Raw genomic sequence first — 19,453 nt, forward strand, 5'->3', positions numbered from 1 at the left:
TTCCAGAGACAGCAGTGATAGACCCGAGAGGCCGCAGCGTACTGGATGCCCCGGTCGAGCCGGGGCATGACAGTGCGTTGTGTGGATGCTCCTTGTCGCGACAACCGGCGAACGCCCTCACTTCTTCGCGTAAATATCCTTGTACGTATCCCGCAGCACGTTCTTCTGTACCTTGCCCATCGTATTGCGCGGCAGCTCGTCGACGACGAACACCCGCTTCGGCATCTTGAACTTTGCCAGCCTTCCGTCGAGCGCCTTCAGCACCGCGCCTTCGGTGACATCCGCGCCCTTGTTGCAGACCAGCACCGCCGTGACGCCCTCGCCGAAATCGGCATGCGGCACGCCGATCACGGCGGATTCGATCACGCCCGGCATGGCGTCGATCTCGCTCTCGATTTCCTTGGGGTAGACGTTGAAGCCGCCGGAGATCACGAGGTCCTTGCCGCGGCCGAGAATGTGGACGTAGCCCTTGTCGTCGATCTTGCCGAGGTCGCCGGTGATGAAGAAGCCGTCGGGCCGAAATTCCGACTTGGTCTTCTCCGGCATGCGCCAGTAGCCCTTGAAGACGTTCGGGCCCTTCACCTCGATCATGCCGATCTCCTCGCGCGGCAATTCCTTGCCGGTCTCGGGCTCGGTGACGCGCACGGAGACGCCGGGCAGCGGAAAGCCGACCGCGCCGGGCACGCGCTCGCCGTCGTAAGGATTCGACGTGTTCATGTTGGTCTCGGTCATGCCGTAGCGCTCGAGCACCGCATGTCCCGTGCGCGCCGACCATTCGCGATGGGTTTCGGCGAGCAGCGGCGCCGAGCCGGAGATGAACAGCCGCATATGCTTCGTCGTCTCCTTCGACAGCGCGGGATTTTGCAGCAGCCGCGTGTAGAAGGTCGGCACGCCCATCAGCACGGTGGCGCGTGCCATCAGCTTGATGATGAGGTCAGGGTCGAGCTTCGGCAGGAAGATCATCGATGCGCGCGCGAACAGCGTCACGTTGGTGGCCACGAACAAGCCGTGGGTATGGTAGATCGGCAGCGCGTGGATCAGCACGTCCTTGTCGGTGAAGCGCCAGTAGCCGACAAGCGAGAGCGAGTTCGACGCCAGATTGTCGTGCGTCAGCATCGCGCCCTTGGAGCGCCCCGTCGTGCCTGATGTGTAGAGAATCGCGGCGAGATCGTCGTTCGCGCGCGCCACGGTGGCGAATTCGGGGCTGGCCTTGTCGGCGGCGTCCGTCAGCGAGCCCTTGCCGTCGGGCCCGAGCGTTTCGATCTTCGCCTTCACCTTGGCGGCGATCGGGGCGAGGCCTTCAGCCTTGGATGGATCGCAGACCACCAGAGATGGCTCGGCATCGCCGATGAAGTAATCGAGCTCGTTGAGCGTATAGGCAGTGTTGAGCGGCAGATAGACCGCGCCGGCCCTGACAGTGCCGAGATACAGCACGATGTTGGCGACGGATTTCTCCACCTGCACCGCGACGCGGTCGCCGGGCTTGACGCCGCGCGCGACCAGCACATTCGCCATCTGGCCTGCCCGCGCGATCAGCTCGCCGTAGCTGATATGGCCGCCGTCCTGCGTCTCGATCGCGAGGCGCGCAGGGTTGTCGAGGCCGTCGAACAGGCGCGAAAACAAATTGGCGTTGGCAGCTTGGTTCATGCAAGATTTCCTCGACCGCAGGGCCTGTCCTACAAGGCTTGTTAGACAAGGCCGGTCAAAACCGAGGGCTGGATTAGCAAAAACCGCCCCGATGAAGCAACGGAGACAGTTTGCATGACCAAGAACGGGAAACGCGTGGCCTGGGTTACGGGCGGCGGCAGCGGGATCGGGGAGGCCGGCGCCGAGGCGCTGGCTGCCGACGGCTGGACGGTGGTGGTGTCGGGCCGCCGCAAGGATGCCCTGGATACCGTGGTTGCGAAGATCAACGGGGCGGGCGGGGTGGCCGAGGCTATCGCGCTGGACGTCTCCAACGCGGACCAAGCCCAGAAGGCGGCCGATCAGATCGTCGCCAGGCACGGCCGGATCGACCTGCTCGTGAACAACGCCGGCATCAACGTCCCCAAGCGCAGCTGGAAGGACATGGAGCTGGACGGCTGGGACAAGCTCGTCCAGGTCAATCTCAACGGCGTGCTCTATTGCATGCGCGCGGTGCTGCCGACGATGCGCAAGCAGCAGGACGGCTCGATCATCAACGTCTCGTCCTGGGCCGGCCGCCACGTCTCGAAGATGCCGGGGCCGGCCTACACCACCACCAAACATGCGGTGCTCGCACTGACCCATTCCTTCAACATGGACGAATGCGTCAACGGCCTGCGCGCCTGCTGCCTGATGCCGGGCGAGGTGGCGACGCCGATCCTGAAGCTGCGCCCGGTGGTGCCGAGCGAGGCGGAGCAGGCCAAGATGCTGCAATCCGAAGATCTCGGCCGCACCATCGCCTTCATCGCGTCGATGCCGCCGCGCGTCTGCATCAACGAGCTGCTGATCAGCCCGACGCATAATCGCGGATTCATTCAAACGCCGAACAACAGGGATTGAAGCGCACGCGTGCGTCAATCTCCCTCGTCGTCCCGGGGCACGACGAAGTCGCGAGCCCGGGACCCATAACCACAGGGAGAAGTTGTGGCGCGAGTTGGCAACTCCGGGTCTTCGACACACCACTCCCTGTGGTTATGGGTCCCGGATCGGCGCTTCGCTTGTCCGGGACGACAGCTGAGTGTGTCGTACGTTCTCGCGCCGCACGGACGCGCCCGCTCATAGTTTCACGCATCACGATAAATTATTTCCCGAAACCACTTCGCGAACCCTCCCGTAGTTCGGACCAACGACGCGTGACTGCCTCATGTCAAACTGTCGCAGGCGCCGTTGTTGCCCAACGCAAACGCCGGCCATCGCCGGTCACAATCCAATCGGGAGTCTCTCCATGTCGAAGCGCATTGCCTATCTCACCGCCGCTGCCTTCAGCGCCCTGGCCATCACCGCGACCGTCGTCGCGCCTGCCCGAGCCGAGGAAAAGACCGTCATGGTCGGCGGCGCCGCGATGTTCCCGTCGAAGAACATCGTCCAGAACGCGGTCAATTCGAAGGATCACACCACGCTGGTGGCGGCAGTGAAGGCCGCTGGCCTCGTGCCGACGCTGGAAAGCAAGGGCCCGTTCACGGTGTTCGCGCCGACCAACGCCGCCTTCGGCAAGCTGCCGGCCGGCACCGTCGACAATCTGGTCAAGCCCGAGAACAAGGCGACGCTGACCAAGATCCTCACCTACCATGTCGTGCCCGGCAAGCTCGAGGCCTCCGACCTCACCGACGGCAAGAAGCTGAAGACCGCCGAAGGCGAGGAGCTGACCGTCAAGAAGCAGGACGGCAAGGTCTGGATCGTCGACGCCAAGGGCGGCACCTCGATGGTGACGATCTCCAACGTCAACCAGTCGAACGGCGTGATCCATGTGGTCGACACCGTGCTGATGCCGGCGTCGTAACACCGCACAACCCGGTTTCATCCCCCACACCGGATGCGACGAAACAGCGAGCCGGGGGTGCCCGGCTCGCTTTATTGTGACCACGATAGCCTGCGGGCATCGATTCGATGTCCGGCCGGGCGTAACGAAAGCGGAAGCATCGGCGTATAATTGCTGTCACACGACGTTCAGGACGGAACCGCCATGTCGAGCCTCACAGTCACCGACGAACAGGTCAGCGCCACCCCGGCCAAAGTGATCCAGCCGGCCTGGGTCCGGGTCATGCACTGGACCAACGCCGTCGCCATGGTCCTGATGATCCTGTCGGGCTGGCAGATCTACAACGCCTCGCCGCTGTTCGGCTTCAGTTTTCCGCGCGAGTACACGCTGGGTGGCTGGCTTGGCGGCGGCCTGCTCTGGCACTTTGCGGCGATGTGGCTGCTGATGATCAACGGCCTCGCCTATCTCGTCACTGGTTTCGCCACCGGCCGCTTTCGCAAGAAGCTGCTGCCGATCACCCCTTCGGGCGTGCTCCATGACGTCAGGGCGGCCCTGACCTTCAAGCTCGGCCATGACGACCTCAGCGTCTACAATTACGTGCAGCGGACGCTCTATGCCGGCATCATCCTGGTCGGCGTGCTGATCGTCCTGTCGGGCCTGGGGATGTGGAAGCCGGTCCAGCTGCATTGGCTCGTCACGCTGTTCGGCGATTATCCGACCGCGCGCTACGTGCATTTCTTCTGCATGGCCGCGATCTGCGCCTTCCTCGTCGTTCACGTGCTGCTTGCGCTGCTGGTGCCGAAGAGCCTGCGCGCGATGATCATTGGACGTTAAGGGAGCAAGTCATGGCCAAGCGTTCATTCCTGATCCCGGGCGTCGACAAGCGGCTGCTGATCAAGGACTCCATCAAGACGATGCCTGATGTCACCCGCCGCCGCTTCATCGCCGGCGGCGCCAGCCTTGGCGCGCTGACGTTGCTCACCGGCTGCGACGTGGTCGATTCCTCGTCAGCCGACGCCCTGTTGGCGAAGATTTCGAAATTCAACGACGCCGTGCAGGATTTCATCTTCAATCCCGACGCGCTGGCGCCGACTTTCGCCGAGAGCGCGATCACAAAACCGTTTCCGTTCAACGCCTATTACGATCTCGACGACGCGCCGGAGGTCAATGGCGACGACTGGAAGCTCGAAGTGCGCGGCCTCGTCGACAACAAGAAGTCGTGGACGCTGCCGGAGTTGTACAAGCTGCCGCAGGTGACGCAGATTACCCGTCACATCTGCGTCGAGGGCTGGAGCGCGATCGGCAGCTGGACCGGCACGCCCTTGCGCGACTTCCTCAAGCTGATCGGCGCCGACACCCGCGCCAAGTACGTCTGGTTCCAGTGCGCCGACAAGGACGGCTACAATTCGCCGCTCGACATGCGCACCGCGCTGCATCCGCAGACTCAGATGACGTTCAAATACGCGGGCGAGATTCTGCCGCGCGCCTACGGCTTCCCGATGAAGATCCGCGTGCCGACCAAGCTCGGCTTCAAGAACCCGAAATACGTGGTGTCGATGGAAGTCACCAACGATTACAAGGGCGGCTATTGGGAAGATCAGGGCTACAATTCGTTCAGCGGAAGCTGATCGTCGTTCCAGCGAAACTGTCGTAGGGTGGGCAAAGCGAAGCGTGCCCACCAAACTGCATCCGCGTTGGTACACAATGGTGGGCACGGCGCTTTGCGCCTTTGCCCACCCTACGGCACCGATGACCTAGGCCGGTCCCACCTTCCGCTGGCACAATGCCGCAACCGCGCCCAGTGCCAGCAGCGCCGCCGAGACGTTCAGCGCGTAGCTCAGGCTCCCCAGCGCATCCGTGATGGCGCCGACCGCGATCGGCCCCAGCGTCTGGCCGATGCCGAACGAGATCGTCATCGCCGCGATCGCCGTCGGCCACACCTCGGGCGGATAGTTGAAGCGGACGAAGGCGGTGGTCGAGTTGACCACGGCGAAGAAGCCGACGCCGAACACGACCGCGGAGACCGCCAGCCATGCCGTTGAATGCCCCAGCATCGGCAGGCCGGCGCCGATCGCGTTGGTGCCGAGGATGATGGCGGTCGCGAGCCCGCCGCGGTCGAGCGCGAGCACGCCGCGCCAGACCCAGGGCGTGACGAAGGCGCTGACGCCGATCAGGCCCCAGAACGCAGCCTGTGCCGTCGCATCGCCGCCGCCGTCGCGGACATAGGCGATCATGAAGGTCATGTAGGCGATGTAGCCCGCGCCGAACAGGAAGTAGCCGGCCAGATAGATCAGCACCGGGAGAATCGCAAAGGAGGCGTGGCTCGCTTCGGCGAAGCGCGCCCTGCCCTCGATGCGGATCAGGAACAGCGGCACCGTCATCACCAGTGACAGCAACGTCAGCGCCCACCACACGATCCACCACGAGCCCGGCCCGCACCATTGCAGCGTGAACGGTGCGATCAGCCCGGAGGAGAGAATGCCGACGCCCGGACCGGCATAGAACAGGCTGAGCAGGAAATTGGAGCGCTCGGGATAGGACTGCGCGATGGTCGCGGCCAGGGCGCCGCCGGCAACGAAGGCGACCGCGGCGCCGATGCCGAGCACCAGCCGTGCCAGGCTGAGCGCGACAAAATTCCCGGTCAGCGCGCACGTGGCGAGAGCAGCCAGACAAACCAGGGTTCCGCCGCGGATGGCGGCCGACCAGCCGAACCGCCGGATCAGGCGGGACGCCACCAGCGCGCCCGCGAGATAGCCGACGGCGTTGATGGTGTTCATGAAACCGGCCGCGGAGTAGGACCAGCCGAGGTCCTCCCGCATGTCGGGCAGCACCAACGCATAGGCAAAGCGGCCGATGCCAAGCCCGACCGTCGCCGCCAGCGACAGGGTCAGGATCAGCCGCGCGGGGCGCGCGTCGGGCGGGGTGCGGTCAGGCGCGTGCAAGGGGGTACTCCGGCACGCGCAGTGTGGCAGGCCTCGCCCGCCTTGCACAGCCGCGAGGCGGCAATGGTGTCTTGCCAAGCGCGCAACGCCGCTCTAGCACTCCGGCCGGCCGTCATTCCGGGGCGCGCCTCTTGGCGCGAGCTATGGTGCGCAATTGCGCACCTGAGAATCCATTTCCCCGCTTGCGCTGCGGCCCGATGGATTCCGGGCTCGCTCGCTTTGCTCGCGCCCCGGAATGACGAGAGAGGATTGAGAAGGAAATCGACCATGGCGACCCACAAACTGCTGCTGCTCCCCGGCGACGGTATCGGCCCCGAGGTGATGGGCGAGGTGAAGCGGCTGATCGACTGGTTCAATACGGCCGGGATCGCCAAATTCGAGACCGATACCGGCCTCGTCGGCGGCTCCGCCTATGACGCGCACAAGGTCTCGATCTCCGAGGGCGACATGGCCAAGGCGCTTGCCGCCGACGCCATCATCTTCGGCGCGGTCGGCGGTCCCAAATGGGATGCCGTGCCCTACGAGGTTCGCCCCGAAGCCGGCCTCCTGCGTCTGCGCAAGGATCTTGCCCTGTTCGCCAACCTCCGTCCCGCCGTGTGCTATCCGGCGCTGGCGGATGCCTCGAGCCTGAAGCGCGAGGCGGTCGAGGGTCTCGACATCATGATCGTGCGCGAGCTCACCGGCGGCGTCTATTTCGGCGAGCCCAAGACCATCACCGATCTCGGCAACGGCCAGAAGCGCGCCATCGATACCCAGGTCTACGACACCTATGAGATCGAGCGCATCGGCCGCGTCGCCTTCGAGCTTGCCAGGAAGCGCAAGAACAAGGTGACGTCGATGGAGAAGCGCAACGTCATGAAGTCGGGCGTGCTCTGGAACGAGGTCATGACGGCGGTTCACAAGCGCGAATACCCCGATGTCACGCTCGAGCATCAGCTCGCCGATTCCGGCGGCATGATGCTGGTGAAGGCGCCGAAGCAGTTCGACGTCATCGTGACCGACAATCTGTTCGGCGACATGCTCTCCGACATCGCGGCGATGCTGACCGGATCGCTCGGCATGCTGCCCTCGGCCTCGCTCGGCGAGGTCGACGTCAAGAGCAAGAAGCGCAAGGCGCTGTACGAGCCGGTGCACGGTTCGGCGCCCGATATCGCCGGCAAGGGCCTCGCCAATCCGATCGCGATGATCTCGTCGTTCGGCATGGCGCTGCGCTATTCTTTCGACATGGGCGCGCTCGCCGACAAGGTCGACGCCGCGATCGCGGCGGTGCTCGCCAGCGGTCTTCGCACCGCCGACATCAAGTCGGAAGGCACCATTTCCGCCTCGACCACGCAGATGGGCGAAGCGATCCTGAAGGAATTGCAGAAGCTGCACGCGTAACGGCAACGCAGCGCTTGTAGGGTGGGTTAGCCTTGCGAATGCGCGAAGCGCAGTTCGCTGGGCGTAACCCACCACTTCTGTCTCCGCGGAAACCAACGAGGTGGGTTACGCCGCGCCGACTGCGCTTTGCGCAGCCACGCAGCTAACCCGCCCTACGGCATCTCTCACAAACAAAAATGGCCGGGCTTGAGCCCGGCCATTTGATTCGGTCGATACGTCCGCTTCAGTACAGCGGGAAATTCTGCGGATAGCCGCCGACGTCGGACGGCGGGCTCAACGGCTGGCGATCGAGCGGGCGGTTGAGGTTTTCGCGGGCGAAGGACGGATAACCGACGGCCGGCGGGAAGGCGTAGTCGGAGAACTTGCGGTCGCCCGGATTGACCTCGGTGCCGCCATCGAGCCAGGAGCGCTTGCTCACATAGAGGCGGGTGCGGCCCTGCTGATAGACCGCGTTGGGGCCGGTCGGGCCGTAATAGTGGCGGCCGCTGTCATAGCGCTGCTTCTTGGTGTCGGCCGAGGCAGGCGTCGCGAAGCCCAAAGAAGCGGTCATGGCAATCGCGGCGCCCGCCGCAAGCCAGGTCGCCAATTTGTTCGCGGCAGAGAAATTCGAGCTCATCACGTCCCCTTCAGGCGGCACGCCGCCAGTCGATATCGTCCCATACTAGCCCGGCCGGGGTCTCCGCAACTAGGTCAATTGGGTCACACCAGCGCGGAATAATCGTGCGCGCCGGCAAAAGTTGCATCAATACCAGCCACTTGAGCTTGATGCAGGAGCTTGACGAAAGTCAAAGCGCGCCGCGCAATTGCGCGTTCGCGGCGCCCAGCAGCCAGTCCGACGAGCTCACGGGGTCGCAGCCCCCGCGCCTGAGTTCGGCATGGGCGAACAATTCCGCCAGTTTCGGCTCATTGCCGGAGGTCAGCAGCGTCAGCCGGTTCAGCGTGCAGGCGACTGCCGCGCGCCGCGCGGGCAGGGTGTCGCCCTGACAGGTGAACCCGGAGATCTGGAGCGGCGGCTCCTCGCTGCGCTTGAGGTAGCCGAGGCAGGCGTGGGTCCCGTCCGCTGTATCGGTTGGCCGGAACAGGGCGACGGGGCCAAATTTGGTGTCGATCAGGCCGGCCTGCTCGAGCGGGGTGGCCGCACCCAGTCCCATCTGGATGACCAGATCCGCCGTCGCCGGACGGGCCACGTCGAATTCGCCGCCCTCGCGGTAGATCTCGAGCTCGGCAACGGGCCTGTTGGCCTCGCCGGCCCAGCGCATCACATCCCGGCGGCCGCCTTCGGGATGCCGAAGGATGATGTAAGAGGCTGTTTTTTCTGATGAATCGAGCCGGCTGAGGGCGAAGGCCGGGTGCGAGCGGGAGGCCTCACTCCACCCCGGCTTGTCCGCGGGTTCATCGTCGCCCAGGCTGGGCAACTGGCCGAACGCCGCAAGCGCGAGGATGGCAAACAAGGCGAGCGTCCCCACATAGGCGAACAGGCGCGCCAGCGTGCCGACGACCTCGTCGGCGAAGGCTGCGAGCGCCAGATGGATGGCGGTCCTGGTGGGGCGAACGGCCATACTGGCCTCAGGCGACTGCATCCACGGCCTTCGGGCAGGGTCCAACGTTGTCTTGAGGCCGGTTCTCGCATAGAAGCGCTGCTCTTCCTGTTTAAGCGTCAGCTTCAGGAACGGGCTTTTTCATCGGAGAGTGAACGATGGGTTACAAAGTCGCAGTCGTCGGCGCGACCGGCAATGTCGGACGGGAAATGCTCAACATTCTGGATGAGCGCAAATTTCCCGCGGACGAGGTCGTGGCCCTGGCGTCACGCCGCAGCGTCGGCGTCGAGGTCTCCTACGGCGACCGCACCCTGAAGTGCAAGGCGCTCGAGCATTACGACTTCTCCGACGTCGACATCTGCCTGATGTCGGCGGGCGGCTCGGTGTCGAAGGAATGGTCGCCGAAGATCGGCGCCGCCGGCACGGTCGTGATCGACAACTCGTCCGCCTGGCGCATGGATCCGGACGTGCCGTTGATCGTGCCTGAGGTGAACGCGGACGCGGCGGCGGGCTTCAAGACGAAGAACATCATCGCCAATCCGAACTGCTCGACCGCGCAGCTCGTGGTCGCGCTGAAGCCGCTGCACGACAAGGCGACGATCAAGCGCGTCGTGGTTTCGACCTATCAATCGGTGTCGGGCGCCGGCAAGGATGCGATGGACGAATTGTTCTCGCAGACCAAGGCCGTCTACACCAACCAGGAGCTGGTCAACAATAAATTCCCCAAGCGCATCGCCTTCAACGTCATTCCCCAGATCGACGTCTTCATGGAGGACGGCTACACCAAGGAAGAGTGGAAGATGATGGCGGAGACCAAGAAGATTCTTGATCCCAAGATCAAGCTCTCCGCGACCTGCGTGCGCGTGCCGGTGTTCGTCGGCCACTCCGAGGCCGTCAACATCGAGTTCGAGAATCCGATCAGTGCGGATGAAGCGCGCGACATCCTGCGCAAGGCGCCCGGCTGCCTCGTCATCGACAAGCAGGAGCCCGGCGGCTACGCCACGCCGTATGAAGCCGCCGGCGAGGACGCCACTTACATCAGCCGCATCCGCGAGGACGCGACGGTGGAGAACGGTCTCGTGCTGTGGTGCGTGTCCGACAATCTGCGCAAGGGCGCCGCGCTGAACGCGATCCAGATCGCTGAAGTGCTGATCAATCGCAAGCTGATCAGCGCGAAGAAGAAGGCGGCCTGAGAAAAGAATGTAGGGTGGGTTAGCCGAAGGCGTAACCCACCACTTCCGTCGCTGCGGAATGAGAAGAGGTGGGTTACGCCCAGCGAACTGCGCTTCGCGCATTCGCAAGGCTAACCCACCCTACGAAGTTACGCCGCGCCCCGCACGCTCTTGAATTCCTTGCTCGTCTTGTCCAGCACGAACAGCGATCCCTCCGCGACGCCGAAATAGGCGCCGTGGGTCTGCATCTGGCCTGACTCCACCGCCTTCTGCACGAACGGGAAGGTCATCAGGTTCTCCAGGCTGCGGAACACCGCGGCCTTCTCGATGCGCTCGACGAACTGCGCCATGGTCTCGCGGTCGCGCTGCTCGACCACCTCGCCCGGCTTGATGAACATCTGCATCCATTTGCCGATGAAGTCGCCCGGCGTGAGCGGCTCGATCTTGTCGACGAAGGCGCGGATGCCGCCGCACTGCGCGTGCCCGAGCACCACGATGTGCTTCACCTTCAGCACCGTCACGGCATATTCCAGCGCGGCCGAGACGCCATGCGCGTTGCCGTCGGGCTGATACACCGGCACCAGATTGGCGATGTTGCGAACGACGAACAATTCGCCCGGGCCGACGTCGAAGATCACTTCGGGCGATACGCGGCTGTCGCAGCAGCCGATCACCATCACTTCCGGGAACTGCCCCTTCACCGACAGTTCGCGATAGCGGGTCTGCTCGGTCGGCAGCCGCTGGGTGGCGAAGGCCTGGTAGCCTTCCAGCAAATACTCAGGGAATGTGATCATGGCCTATGCCTAACCATAGACCGCAGGGACGAACAAGCCTTTCGAACAGGCATGCCAGATGCTATCGGCTTGGCTTGTCGTTTGAGCATGATCCTTTCGGAAAACCGCCGCACACTTTTCCGGGCTCATGCTTCAGAATGCACCCGAGGAAACCGGAAGGAACGCTTGCATGACCCGCCCGCGCCGCAGCCATCTGTTCATGCCCGGCTCCAATCCGCGCGCGCTGGAAAAAGCGCGAAATCTGGCCGCCGACGGCCTGATCCTGGATCTGGAGGATTCCGTCGCCCCCGACGCCAAGGCGGCGGCACGCGACGGGATCGCGGCCGCGATCGCGGCCAAGGGGTTCGGCAAGCGCGAGGTCCTGATCCGGACCAACGGTCTCGATACGCAATGGTGGGCCGAGGACGTCGCGATGGCTGCCAAGGCCTCGCCGGACGGCATCCTGGTTCCAAAAGTTTCAAGCATCGAAGATCTCCAGACCATCGGCCGCGATCTCGCTGAGCTCGGCGCCGCGCCGACCGTGAAGGTCTGGGCCATGATCGAGACCGCGCGCGCGGTGTTGCATGCCGAGGAGCTGGCCGCGGCCGGCCGCGATCCGAAAACGCGCTTGTCAGGCTTCGTGTTCGGCCCGAACGATATCTCGCGCGAGACCCGGATCAAGATGCTGCCCGGCCGCGCCGCGATGGTCCCGATGATCACCCACTGCATCCTGGCGACGCGCGCTGCCGGCCTCGAGATTCTCGACGGCCCCTACAGCGACATCAACAATCCCGACGGTTTTGCCACCGAATGCGCGCAGGGCCGTGACCTCGGTTTCGATGGCAAGACGCTGATCCACCCCTCGCAGATCGACGCCTGCAACGCGATCTTCACGCCGCCCGAAGAGGACATCGCGCGTGCGCGAAAAATCATCGCGGCGTTCGAGCTGCCGGAAAACGTCTCGCGTGGTGCGATCCGGCTCGACGGCGCGATGGTGGAGCGCCTGCATGCTGACATGGCGAGGCGCACGATCGAAATCGCGGACGCGATCGCTGCGATGGGGAAGGTGTAACGGGCTTCGTTCAGATTGTTTGCCCGCCGGACACCTCGATACGTTGCGCCGTGACCCAGCGGTTGTCAGCACCAAGAAGGCTCGCAACCATCGGCCCGATGTCATCGGGAAGGCCGACGCGGCCGAGCGCGGTCATCTGCGCAAACTGCTTGTTCAGATCGGGCATGTCCCGGACGGCGCCGCCGAGAAAGTCGGTCTCGATCGCGCCCGGCGCGACGACGTTGGCCGTGATACCACGGCCGCCGAACTCCCTGGCCATATAGACCGTCAGAACCTCGATGGCGCCCTTCGCAGCGGCATAGGCGGAGAAACCCGGGAACGACACACGCGTCAGACCGCTGGAGAAGTTGATGATCCGCCCTGAGTCGGCCAAGAGCGGCAACAGGGCCTGCGTCAGAAAGAACGGCCCCTTGACGTGCGTGTCGAAGAGGTCGTCGAATTGCTGCTCCGTCGTCTCTGCGATGCCTGCCATCTCGCCTTGACCGGCATTGTTGACGAGATGATCGAACGTCGCCGCGCCCCAATGCTCCGCCAGGGCGGATCGAACCTTTGCGACGAAATCGGGAAAGGTCGAGATGGAGGTGACGTCAAGCTCGAGCGCGACGGCCTTGCGACCAAGCGCCTCGATCTCGGCGATGACTTCGCGGGTGGCGGCTGCCCCGCTGCGATAGGTCAAGATGACGTCGCCGCCGTGACGTGCGATGGCGAGCGCTGTATTGCGGCCAAGGCCCCGGCTGGCGCCGGTGACGAGAGAAATGGTGGGCATCGGAATTCCCGTGGAGAGTTGCGGTAAGCTCTATTTGCCCGCGATCGGTCGTCCGATGTTGCCGGATCCTCGGATAGTCTTGCCCAACACTCTGGAATACGGCTGCGGCAGACTTGCCCAAAACTCCTGCTTTTCTGCCTGATCGACCGGTGCCGATTGCTCGCGCGCCGGGCTCGGCTTAAAATTGGCGGGTGACCGAACCGCTGCTCCAGATCGCCAGTCGTTATTCCGCGGCTCACGCCGACGACAAGGGCATCGCCTCCACTCCCTTCGCCGGAATCTCGATCGTTCGCGAGACCGCGCCGAGCGCACTCCTATACGCGATCTCCAAGCCTCTGGTCGCACTGGTCCTGCAGGGCGCCAAACGTGTCGCAACCGGCCGGACGTCCCTCGACTTCGGTGCAGGTGATTCGTTGCTGATCGCGAGCGACGTACCGACGGTAAGCCAGATCACGCGCGCGACGACGTCCGCTCCGTATCTGTCGCTCGTCATCGAGCTCGACCCCACCGTCATCGAGGGTCTGGTCGTCGAGATGGGGTCGGTCCCATTCGTTCCGTCTCGGCCGCTGCGAGTCGAGCCGACGGAGCAGGAGGTCGCGGACGCGGCCCTTCGGCTGCTGCGTCTGATCGATCGTCCCTCAGCCTTGCCGATCTTGCAGGGCCAATTGGTGCGAGAGCTGCATTATTGGCTGCTGGCCGGCCGGCACGGCGGCGCGATCAGAGCACTCGGCATCGCCGACAGCCATGCGCAACGTATCGGTCGCGCCGTTGCGATCATTCGTGCCGACTATGCCAAACCATTGCGCATCGACCGGCTGGCCAAAGCTGCGGGAATGAGTCAGTCGGCGTTTCACCTGCACTTCCGGAGCGTCACGTCGCTGACCCCGCTCAAGTTCCAGAAACAGCTTCGCCTGATCGAGGCCCGTCGCGCGATGCTGGCCGACGGTGCGCAGATCGCGACCCCGGCTCATCAAGTCGGCTACGAAAGCGTCACGCAGTTCACGCGGGAATATTCTCGGCTGTTCGGCATGCCGCCGGGGCGCGACATGCGCGAAGCGAAGAGGCGTGTCGAAACTGCAGCGTGAAGGGGTATTGGCGCAATAGCCGCGGTCATTCTCCGCAGTGGCGCCACGCAGAGATCGCGGTGGCGCTTCATTCCCTCGTCTCGGCCGCCTCGGCCTGTGTGATGTCATGCACATTCATCCGCGGCGATGTCGAGCATGATCCCATTCACGCGCTGCACGGTGCAGCTCAAGAAAACGGGATAACAACCATGACCTCTCGCGTCGCGCTTTTTGCCCTCGCTGCCATCCTCGGCTTCGGCTCGCTGGTCGGCTCCACCTCCAGCTCGCACGCCTACACCACGGATCTTCGCTGGGCCAGCAATACAGGCTATGTCAATTGCGTGCAGGGCGTGAACCAGCGCGGGCAGGCGATGCGCCCCCAAATGCGCGGCGCGTACGTGGCGGAAAACACCGGCCGCTGCAACAAGATGTTTTACGGTCGCTAAGCTCAGTCTCGTTCCCTGGTTTAGCGCATCGATCGCCCGCTGCGTGCGGGCGATTCGTTTTGCAGATAACTCAGTGCGGCGCGCCGCCTGCGCGATCGAGCGATTCCAGCGTCGACGCGTTGGCGCAATAGCCGTGGTAATTCTCCGCGGCGGTGCCGTCGGCGAGGTCGCGATCGCACTGCGCCTTGTGCGCGCAGAGCGAACAGACCCGTTCCATGTCGCGCAGCAACAGCGGCTGTACGCGGCCGAGATGCTCTTCGCTGATGCCGAGTTGTTCCAGCATTTTCGGCAGCTCGTCGGCGGCGTGCCGACCGTGTCGGACCAGTTCTTCGAGATCGTCAGGCGCGATCCTGAGATCGCCTGCGATCCGATCGAACTCGGAGCGGTCGAGTTGCCGCATCTCGTTCAGCTCACGGCGATGCTTCAGCCACGCGGCAAAGGACTCGATGAGGTCCTGGACGATGGGATAAGGCCTGCTTGCTGTGCTCATGATGAGCTCCATTCGATCAGCGGAACTGGAGCCAGATTAGGCACAATGATGCAGGAGCGCGTTGCGCTGGATCAAAGCCGTGTTCATGCTTGCGGTGACGGCAGAGGCCCCGGAAGTTCGTGGCGAGGCTCATGAACGCCAGTGCGCCACCAAAACCTCGGCGATGGCGGGCGCGCGTTCCACGATCTGCCAGTGACCTGCATCCGCCTCGATGCGGAGCTTGCAGGCATGGCGTTGGGCAAAGCGTTCGGCGACGGCGACGGACACATAGGGGTCGTTGGCACCCCAGACCACGAGGCCGCGATCGGGCAGGTCGCGGAGCCGGTCGATCCAGTCACCCTCGAAGCGAAGACCATCCGCGGAGCGATAGAGCGCAAGGATCGCGCGGCGCATCTGCGGGCTCCAGGCCGACGCCTCCTGCCGTGCCAGCTCGGCCGGCAGGCCGCCGCGGCGGAAGCTGCGCTCCATCGCTGTGGTCGAGGATATGGCCATGACGAGCTCGCCCAAGCCGGGCGTATTCCAGAGGCGGGCGACGACGTGGCCGCGGTAGACAGGATCGATCGCCGCGCCACAGATCGCCCATGACCGGATCAGGTCGGGACGCAGCGATGCGGCGCGAAGCGCCAGCAGCGCGCCCCAATCGTGACCGACCAGGTCGACCGGGCCGTCGCTCTCGTATCGGCTTTCCAGCAGCCGTATGAGCCATTGCGCATAGGCGTCCTTGGTGCAGTCGAACCCGTGAGGAGCGGGGCCGCAGAAGCCCGGCAGGCAGGGGGCGGTTACCGGTTCGCCCAACCTGTCGATCAGCGGCCGCCAGATCGCGGGTGTGTTTGGTACGCCGTGCAGGAGAATCCGATTGCTCATCGAGGCTTCATACTCCGCCAGTCGTGTCTCATGCGAACCGCTCCGCCGCCCAATGATACAGGCTGCCGGGAATCGGCTTCTCGCCACCTCGCCCTTTCGGCGAGATGTGCAGGCCGATAATGTCAGGGTTGGTGACGAGGCCGAGATAGCTCGAGGGGTCGAAGAACAGTTTTGGCGCGGCATGCACGGCGTAGAACGATTGCTTCGGCAGCGCGCATCCCAGCTCGCCGGTGCGGCGCGCGAGCGCCGTCAGCGCGGCCGGCCCGAAGATCGCAACGCGAATATCCGCAAGGCGATTCGAGCCGCCGCGCAGGCGGCGCATCATGAAGGTGATGCGATGGCGTACCGACAGCCAGTTCGGCGTCAGTTCCTCCTGCTCCACCAGTTCCTCGAAGGCGGCAACGATGCCGTGCGCGGGCGGCAGGTAGATCACGGAATTGCCGAGTTGCCGGGAGCGCTCCCAGGCAAAGTAAGGCTTTGCCGGATCGATCTCGACGGGCTTCAGCAGCAGCACATCCGCATCGAGCCAGAGGCCGAGGCCCTTCGCCATCAGCTTCATGCGGAAGAAATCGCTGAACTGAAGCGTGGTCCAGTCGCGCCAGCTCCCGTCCGGCTGCGGCGGCCGCAAGCGTTCTGAGAAGACGTGCGGCAGGATCGCCTCGGCATCCGCATTCTCGATGCCTGCGGGCAGGCCGGGAATGGTGTCGAAGCTGTACACCGTGACCTTGTGGCCGGCCGCCAGCTGCGAGCGCAGACAGGTCTGGCGCAGCGCATCCATCGGGCCGTGCCAGAAGGTGACGATCTCGGGCAGCATGGGCAAGCTATACGGGATATTTTGGGCAAAGAAAAAGCCCCGGCGCTGGCAGCACCGGGGCTTGAACGAAAACCTGCGATCAGGCCCAGGCGCGTTCGTGCTTGAGCTTCTCTTCGTACGTATCGATGGACGACTTCTTCTCCATCGTCAGGCCGATGTCGTCGAGGCCGTTGATCAGGCAGTGCTTGCGGAACGGGTCGATCTCGAACTTGACCTTGCCGCCGTCGGGGCCGCGGATCTCCTGGTTCGGCAGGTCGATCGTCAGCGTCGCGTTGGCGCCGCGCTCGGCGTCGTCGAACAGCTTGTCGAGGTCTTCTTGGGCAACGCGGATCGGCAGAATGCCGTTCTTGAAGCAGTTATTGTAGAAGATGTCGCCGAACGAGGTCGAGATCACGCAGCGGATGCCGAAATCGAGCAGCGCCCAGGGCGCATGCTCGCGGCTCGAGCCGCAGCCGAAATTGTCGCCGGCCACCAGCACCTTCGCATTGCGATAGGCGGGCTGATTGAGCACGAAATCCGGATTCTCGCTGCCGTCGTCCTTGTAACGCTGCTCCGAGAAGAGCCCCTTGCCAAGGCCGGTGCGCTTGATGGTCTTGAGGTACTGCTTCGGAATGATCATGTCGGTGTCGACATTGATGATCTTCAGCGGCGCCGCGACGCCTTCCAGCGTGGTGAACTTGTCCATGGTTGCGCTTTCCCGGGGTGGTTCTGGGGAACTGGTATCTATCGCGATCGGGGGCCGAATCCTAGGCCGAATTCGGCAGATCTCGTCTGCTCTCAGCCCAAAAGGAAGTAGGCCCCCTCTCCCGCTTGCGGGGGAGGGAGCGCACCACCTTTGTCGGCGCCTACTCTGCCTGAGCCTCAATCGCCGCCATATCGTCGTCCGAGAGGCCGAAATGGTGGCCGATCTCGTGGATCAGGACGTGGCGAACGATGTGGCCGAGGCTCTCGTCGTGCTCGGCCCAGTAATCCAGGATCGGCCGGCGGTAGAGCCAGACCATGTTGGGCAGCCGCGCCACGTCGCCGAAACTCTGCTGGGGCAGGCCGACGCCCTGGAACAGGCCGAGCAGGTCGAACTCGCTCTCGCACTCCATCTCGTCCATGACCTCCTCTGTCGGGAAGTCGTCGACACGGAGGATCACGCCCTCGCAGAGGGCGCGAAACTCCGCCGGCAGGCGATCGAAGATGTCATGCGCGGTCGCTTCCATCTCGGCCAGCGAGGGCGCTTTCAATTCCGTCCACATATACGCCTCTTAGCGCGGGTTCCCCGGCGATGCATCCGGCTTTATAAGATCGGGGCGTTGACGCCGCGCGCGAAAACGAGGAGCGTACGGCGCTTCAAGGGGTTGGCTCACGTGGGTGGTGGTACGATGCGGGCGGGAACAGCGGTTCTGGTTCTACTGTGCATGGGGTTGTTTTCGCAGTTTTGCGTTGGCGCTGAAGCCCAGACGGTTGGCACCGAAGTCCGCGTGGCCCAGGCGGCCTCGCCCGATGCTCCGCCGCCGCGCAAGCGGCGCCCGGCCCGGCTCCGCGTCACGCCCTATTACAGCCCGGACGGCGTCTATCCGCGCTACAACCCGGGGCCGGATGCGGTCCGCGAGTGCAACGCCACCTATGTGCAGGAATACCGGCCCAGCGGCACGGTGATCGTGCCGCATATGAGCTGCTACTGGCGCCGGGGCTGAGGCGCGCTCAATTGCCGCGCAGTGCCGATGATGCGACATGTCGCAGGCGGAGGTGGGCATTGACGAGATGGATCGCATTGGCCATTGCCGCCGGGCTTGCCGCAGGCCTGCCTCACGCGTCCGCGGCGCACAGAGTGACGAAGCTGCCGGATGCTGCGGCGGGGCGCGCGGTGTTCGATGGGCGACGACATGTGCGGTCCGACACCGTGCGGTACTCTCCGCGTCCTGATCCGCATTATTACGCGCGGCCTGTCTACTACCGTCCCTATCCCTACGCTGTCCCCGCGCCGTTCGTGTTCGGCTTCGGGCCGTGGTGGTGACGTCACGCGCGTTGCGAGGGCGCCGTTCATTCATGAGGCGTTCACGTCGCTGTCCCTAATTTCATCTTGGGAGCGACCGCAAATGAACAGTGGTGGTACGAGCGCAGGCGCTGCGCCGCAGTTCCGCTGTTCAGATTCAGGGAGAATTCCATGCTGAGAGTTCTGGGTTTCGCGACCAGCCCGATGCGCTTGCTCGGGCTTGCGGCCGTGGCCACGCTGATGCTGTCGGCCGGCACGGCACGTCGCGCGGAGGCGATGACGCCGATCAATCCAACGGCGCTGCCGGCGGCGAAGGCTGCAAGCGACGACATGATCACGCAAGTGCGCCACGGCGGTGGCGGACATGGTGGCGGCTTCCATGGTGGCGGAGGGTTTCGCGGCGGTGGCTTCCACGGCGGCGGGGCGCATTTCGGTGGCTTCCGCGGCGGCGGCTTTCGCGCTGCGCCCGCCTTTCATGGCGGTGGCTATCGCTACGGCGGAATGCATCACGGCGGCGGATTTCATCGCTACGGAATCTATCGCCCGCACTACTACGGCCATCGCCATTTCCACCGGCGCTACTACGGCGGCTACTATCCCTATTACAGCCATCCGCGCCGCTGCCGGGTGATCTGGACCTATTACGGCCCGCGCCGCGTCTGCCGCTGGCATCGCTGGCACCATCCGTACCGCTATTGGTGAGCAC

At 64.3% G+C, this 19,453-nt stretch carries 23 protein-coding genes; 12 read left to right on the forward strand and 11 right to left on the reverse strand.

The window, feature by feature from the left end; all coding sequences use genetic code 11:
• Nucleotides 1–117: 117 nt before the first annotated feature.
• Complete coding sequence (locus F8237_RS16040) at nt 118–1,647, reverse strand: malonate--CoA ligase (protein WP_151646092.1); 1,530 nt, start codon at nt 1,645–1,647, stop codon at nt 118–120.
• 114 nt (nt 1,648–1,761) lie between these two features.
• Here F8237_RS16040 and F8237_RS16045 point away from each other — a divergent pair, with 114 nt between their 5' ends.
• The 4 genes from F8237_RS16045 to F8237_RS16060 all read left to right on the forward strand — a co-directional run bounded on the left by F8237_RS16045 (nt 1,762) and on the right by F8237_RS16060 (nt 5,070).
• Nucleotides 1,762–2,523, forward strand: a complete 762-nt coding sequence (locus F8237_RS16045; RefSeq protein ID WP_151646094.1) for an SDR family oxidoreductase — start codon at nt 1,762–1,764, stop codon at nt 2,521–2,523.
• A 385-nt stretch (nt 2,524–2,908) separates the two neighbouring features.
• Nucleotides 2,909–3,463, forward strand: coding sequence for a fasciclin domain-containing protein (locus tag F8237_RS16050; protein WP_151646096.1), 555 nt, complete (start codon nt 2,909–2,911; stop codon nt 3,461–3,463).
• 183 nt (nt 3,464–3,646) lie between these two features.
• The gene (locus tag F8237_RS16055) at nt 3,647–4,276 is read left to right on the forward strand and encodes a cytochrome b/b6 domain-containing protein (protein WP_151646098.1); all 630 of its coding nucleotides are present in this window, start codon (nt 3,647–3,649) and stop codon (nt 4,274–4,276) included.
• An 11-nt stretch (nt 4,277–4,287) separates the two neighbouring features.
• Nucleotides 4,288–5,070 (forward strand): molybdopterin-binding protein, encoded by a 783-nt coding sequence (locus F8237_RS16060; protein WP_151646100.1) that lies wholly within the window; start codon nt 4,288–4,290, stop codon nt 5,068–5,070.
• A gap of 126 nt (nt 5,071–5,196) precedes the next feature.
• Here F8237_RS16060 and F8237_RS16065 read toward each other — a convergent pair whose 3' ends face one another.
• Nucleotides 5,197–6,384 (reverse strand): YbfB/YjiJ family MFS transporter, encoded by a 1,188-nt coding sequence (locus F8237_RS16065; protein ID WP_151646102.1) that lies wholly within the window; start codon nt 6,382–6,384, stop codon nt 5,197–5,199.
• Nucleotides 6,385–6,651: 267 nt separating this feature from the next.
• On the opposite strand from F8237_RS16065, the gene leuB reads away from it, so the two are divergent.
• The gene (gene leuB, locus F8237_RS16070) at nt 6,652–7,764 is read left to right on the forward strand and encodes a 3-isopropylmalate dehydrogenase (protein ID WP_151646104.1); all 1,113 of its coding nucleotides are present in this window, start codon (nt 6,652–6,654) and stop codon (nt 7,762–7,764) included.
• 223 nt (nt 7,765–7,987) lie between these two features.
• Here the strand turns inward: leuB and F8237_RS16075 are convergent, their stop codons facing one another.
• Nucleotides 7,988–8,380: a hypothetical protein gene (locus F8237_RS16075; RefSeq protein WP_151646106.1), complete on the reverse strand. Its 393-nt coding sequence runs from the start codon at nt 8,378–8,380 to the stop codon at nt 7,988–7,990.
• Between the two features lie 169 nt (nt 8,381–8,549).
• Nucleotides 8,550–9,344, reverse strand: a complete 795-nt coding sequence (locus F8237_RS16080; protein ID WP_151646108.1) for a hypothetical protein — start codon at nt 9,342–9,344, stop codon at nt 8,550–8,552.
• A gap of 116 nt (nt 9,345–9,460) precedes the next feature.
• Here F8237_RS16080 and F8237_RS16085 point away from each other — a divergent pair, with 116 nt between their 5' ends.
• Nucleotides 9,461–10,495 (forward strand): aspartate-semialdehyde dehydrogenase, encoded by a 1,035-nt coding sequence (locus F8237_RS16085; protein ID WP_151646110.1) that lies wholly within the window; start codon nt 9,461–9,463, stop codon nt 10,493–10,495.
• Nucleotides 10,496–10,623: 128 nt separating this feature from the next.
• Here the strand turns inward: F8237_RS16085 and F8237_RS16090 are convergent, their stop codons facing one another.
• Nucleotides 10,624–11,268 carry a carbonic anhydrase gene (locus F8237_RS16090; protein WP_151646112.1) on the reverse strand — a complete coding sequence of 215 codons (645 nt, stop codon included), beginning with the start codon at nt 11,266–11,268 and terminating at the stop codon, nt 10,624–10,626.
• A 169-nt stretch (nt 11,269–11,437) separates the two neighbouring features.
• On the opposite strand from F8237_RS16090, the gene F8237_RS16095 reads away from it, so the two are divergent.
• Nucleotides 11,438–12,319, forward strand: a complete 882-nt coding sequence (locus F8237_RS16095; RefSeq protein WP_151646114.1) for an HpcH/HpaI aldolase/citrate lyase family protein — start codon at nt 11,438–11,440, stop codon at nt 12,317–12,319.
• 10 nt (nt 12,320–12,329) lie between these two features.
• On the opposite strand, the gene F8237_RS16100 is transcribed toward F8237_RS16095, so the two are convergent.
• Complete coding sequence (locus tag F8237_RS16100) at nt 12,330–13,085, reverse strand: SDR family NAD(P)-dependent oxidoreductase (RefSeq protein WP_151646116.1); 756 nt, start codon at nt 13,083–13,085, stop codon at nt 12,330–12,332.
• A 191-nt stretch (nt 13,086–13,276) separates the two neighbouring features.
• Here F8237_RS16100 and F8237_RS16105 point away from each other — a divergent pair, with 191 nt between their 5' ends.
• Together F8237_RS16105 and F8237_RS36875 are read left to right on the forward strand one after the other, a co-directional pair.
• Complete coding sequence (locus F8237_RS16105; protein ID WP_151646118.1) at nt 13,277–14,170, forward strand: AraC family transcriptional regulator; 894 nt, start codon at nt 13,277–13,279, stop codon at nt 14,168–14,170.
• 59 nt (nt 14,171–14,229) lie between these two features.
• Entirely contained in the window at nt 14,230–14,595 is a 366-nt protein-coding gene (locus F8237_RS36875) for a hypothetical protein (RefSeq protein ID WP_244626126.1), read from the forward strand.
• A 70-nt stretch (nt 14,596–14,665) separates the two neighbouring features.
• On the opposite strand, the gene F8237_RS16115 is transcribed toward F8237_RS36875, so the two are convergent.
• From F8237_RS16115 to F8237_RS16135, 5 genes are all read right to left on the reverse strand, one after another.
• Nucleotides 14,666–15,085, reverse strand: a complete 420-nt coding sequence (locus F8237_RS16115) for a DUF6455 family protein (RefSeq protein WP_151646120.1) — start codon at nt 15,083–15,085, stop codon at nt 14,666–14,668.
• Between the two features lie 129 nt (nt 15,086–15,214).
• Complete coding sequence (locus F8237_RS16120) at nt 15,215–15,949, reverse strand: alpha/beta fold hydrolase (protein ID WP_151646122.1); 735 nt, start codon at nt 15,947–15,949, stop codon at nt 15,215–15,217.
• Nucleotides 15,950–15,977: 28 nt separating this feature from the next.
• On the reverse strand, nt 15,978–16,763 hold the full coding sequence (locus tag F8237_RS16125; protein ID WP_151646124.1) for a glycosyltransferase family 32 protein: 786 nt from the start codon (nt 16,761–16,763) through the stop codon (nt 15,978–15,980).
• A 79-nt stretch (nt 16,764–16,842) separates the two neighbouring features.
• A complete protein-coding gene (leuD, locus tag F8237_RS16130) occupies nt 16,843–17,448 on the reverse strand; it encodes a 3-isopropylmalate dehydratase small subunit (protein WP_151646126.1) in 606 nt (201 codons plus the stop codon).
• A 160-nt stretch (nt 17,449–17,608) separates the two neighbouring features.
• On the reverse strand, nt 17,609–18,007 hold the full coding sequence (locus tag F8237_RS16135) for a metallopeptidase family protein (protein WP_014438984.1): 399 nt from the start codon (nt 18,005–18,007) through the stop codon (nt 17,609–17,611).
• A gap of 162 nt (nt 18,008–18,169) precedes the next feature.
• On the opposite strand from F8237_RS16135, the gene F8237_RS16140 reads away from it, so the two are divergent.
• The 3 genes from F8237_RS16140 (at nt 18,170) to F8237_RS16150 (ending at nt 19,449) form a co-directional block, all read left to right on the forward strand.
• Nucleotides 18,170–18,448 carry a hypothetical protein gene (locus tag F8237_RS16140; protein ID WP_162006072.1) on the forward strand — a complete coding sequence of 93 codons (279 nt, stop codon included), beginning with the start codon at nt 18,170–18,172 and terminating at the stop codon, nt 18,446–18,448.
• A 59-nt stretch (nt 18,449–18,507) separates the two neighbouring features.
• A complete protein-coding gene (locus F8237_RS16145; protein ID WP_151646128.1) occupies nt 18,508–18,768 on the forward strand; it encodes a hypothetical protein in 261 nt (86 codons plus the stop codon).
• A 150-nt stretch (nt 18,769–18,918) separates the two neighbouring features.
• Complete coding sequence (locus F8237_RS16150) at nt 18,919–19,449, forward strand: hypothetical protein (RefSeq protein WP_151646130.1); 531 nt, start codon at nt 18,919–18,921, stop codon at nt 19,447–19,449.
• The last annotated feature ends 4 nt before the right edge of the window (nt 19,450–19,453 follow it).

It is taken from the genome of Bradyrhizobium betae (assembly GCF_008932115.1).
GTDB lineage: Bacteria > Pseudomonadota > Alphaproteobacteria > Rhizobiales > Xanthobacteraceae > Bradyrhizobium > Bradyrhizobium betae.

Bases quoted from the DNA above. Each gene is read 5' to 3' on its own strand.
- F8237_RS16040 (WP_151646092.1), bottom strand. From the start codon at position 1,647: ATGAACCAAGCTGCCAACGCCAATTTGTTTTCGCGCCTGTTCGACGGC.
- F8237_RS16045 (WP_151646094.1), top strand. From the start codon at position 1,762: ATGACCAAGAACGGGAAACGCGTGGCCTGGGTTACGGGCGGCGGCAGC.
- F8237_RS16050 (WP_151646096.1), top strand. From the start codon at position 2,909: ATGTCGAAGCGCATTGCCTATCTCACCGCCGCTGCCTTCAGCGCCCTG.
- F8237_RS16055 (WP_151646098.1), top strand. From the start codon at position 3,647: ATGTCGAGCCTCACAGTCACCGACGAACAGGTCAGCGCCACCCCGGCC.
- F8237_RS16060 (WP_151646100.1), top strand. From the start codon at position 4,288: ATGGCCAAGCGTTCATTCCTGATCCCGGGCGTCGACAAGCGGCTGCTG.
- leuB (WP_151646104.1), top strand. From the start codon at position 6,652: ATGGCGACCCACAAACTGCTGCTGCTCCCCGGCGACGGTATCGGCCCC.
- F8237_RS16075 (WP_151646106.1), bottom strand. From the start codon at position 8,380: ATGAGCTCGAATTTCTCTGCCGCGAACAAATTGGCGACCTGGCTTGCG.
- F8237_RS16080 (WP_151646108.1), bottom strand. From the start codon at position 9,344: ATGCAGTCGCCTGAGGCCAGTATGGCCGTTCGCCCCACCAGGACCGCC.
- F8237_RS16085 (WP_151646110.1), top strand. From the start codon at position 9,461: ATGGGTTACAAAGTCGCAGTCGTCGGCGCGACCGGCAATGTCGGACGG.
- F8237_RS16090 (WP_151646112.1), bottom strand. From the start codon at position 11,268: ATGATCACATTCCCTGAGTATTTGCTGGAAGGCTACCAGGCCTTCGCC.
- F8237_RS16095 (WP_151646114.1), top strand. From the start codon at position 11,438: ATGACCCGCCCGCGCCGCAGCCATCTGTTCATGCCCGGCTCCAATCCG.
- F8237_RS16100 (WP_151646116.1), bottom strand. From the start codon at position 13,085: ATGCCCACCATTTCTCTCGTCACCGGCGCCAGCCGGGGCCTTGGCCGC.
- F8237_RS16115 (WP_151646120.1), bottom strand. From the start codon at position 15,085: ATGAGCACAGCAAGCAGGCCTTATCCCATCGTCCAGGACCTCATCGAG.
- F8237_RS16120 (WP_151646122.1), bottom strand. From the start codon at position 15,949: ATGAGCAATCGGATTCTCCTGCACGGCGTACCAAACACACCCGCGATC.
- F8237_RS16125 (WP_151646124.1), bottom strand. From the start codon at position 16,763: ATGCTGCCCGAGATCGTCACCTTCTGGCACGGCCCGATGGATGCGCTG.
- leuD (WP_151646126.1), bottom strand. From the start codon at position 17,448: ATGGACAAGTTCACCACGCTGGAAGGCGTCGCGGCGCCGCTGAAGATC.
- F8237_RS16135 (WP_014438984.1), bottom strand. From the start codon at position 18,007: ATGTGGACGGAATTGAAAGCGCCCTCGCTGGCCGAGATGGAAGCGACC.
- F8237_RS16140 (WP_162006072.1), top strand. From the start codon at position 18,170: ATGGGGTTGTTTTCGCAGTTTTGCGTTGGCGCTGAAGCCCAGACGGTT.
- F8237_RS16150 (WP_151646130.1), top strand. From the start codon at position 18,919: ATGCTGAGAGTTCTGGGTTTCGCGACCAGCCCGATGCGCTTGCTCGGG.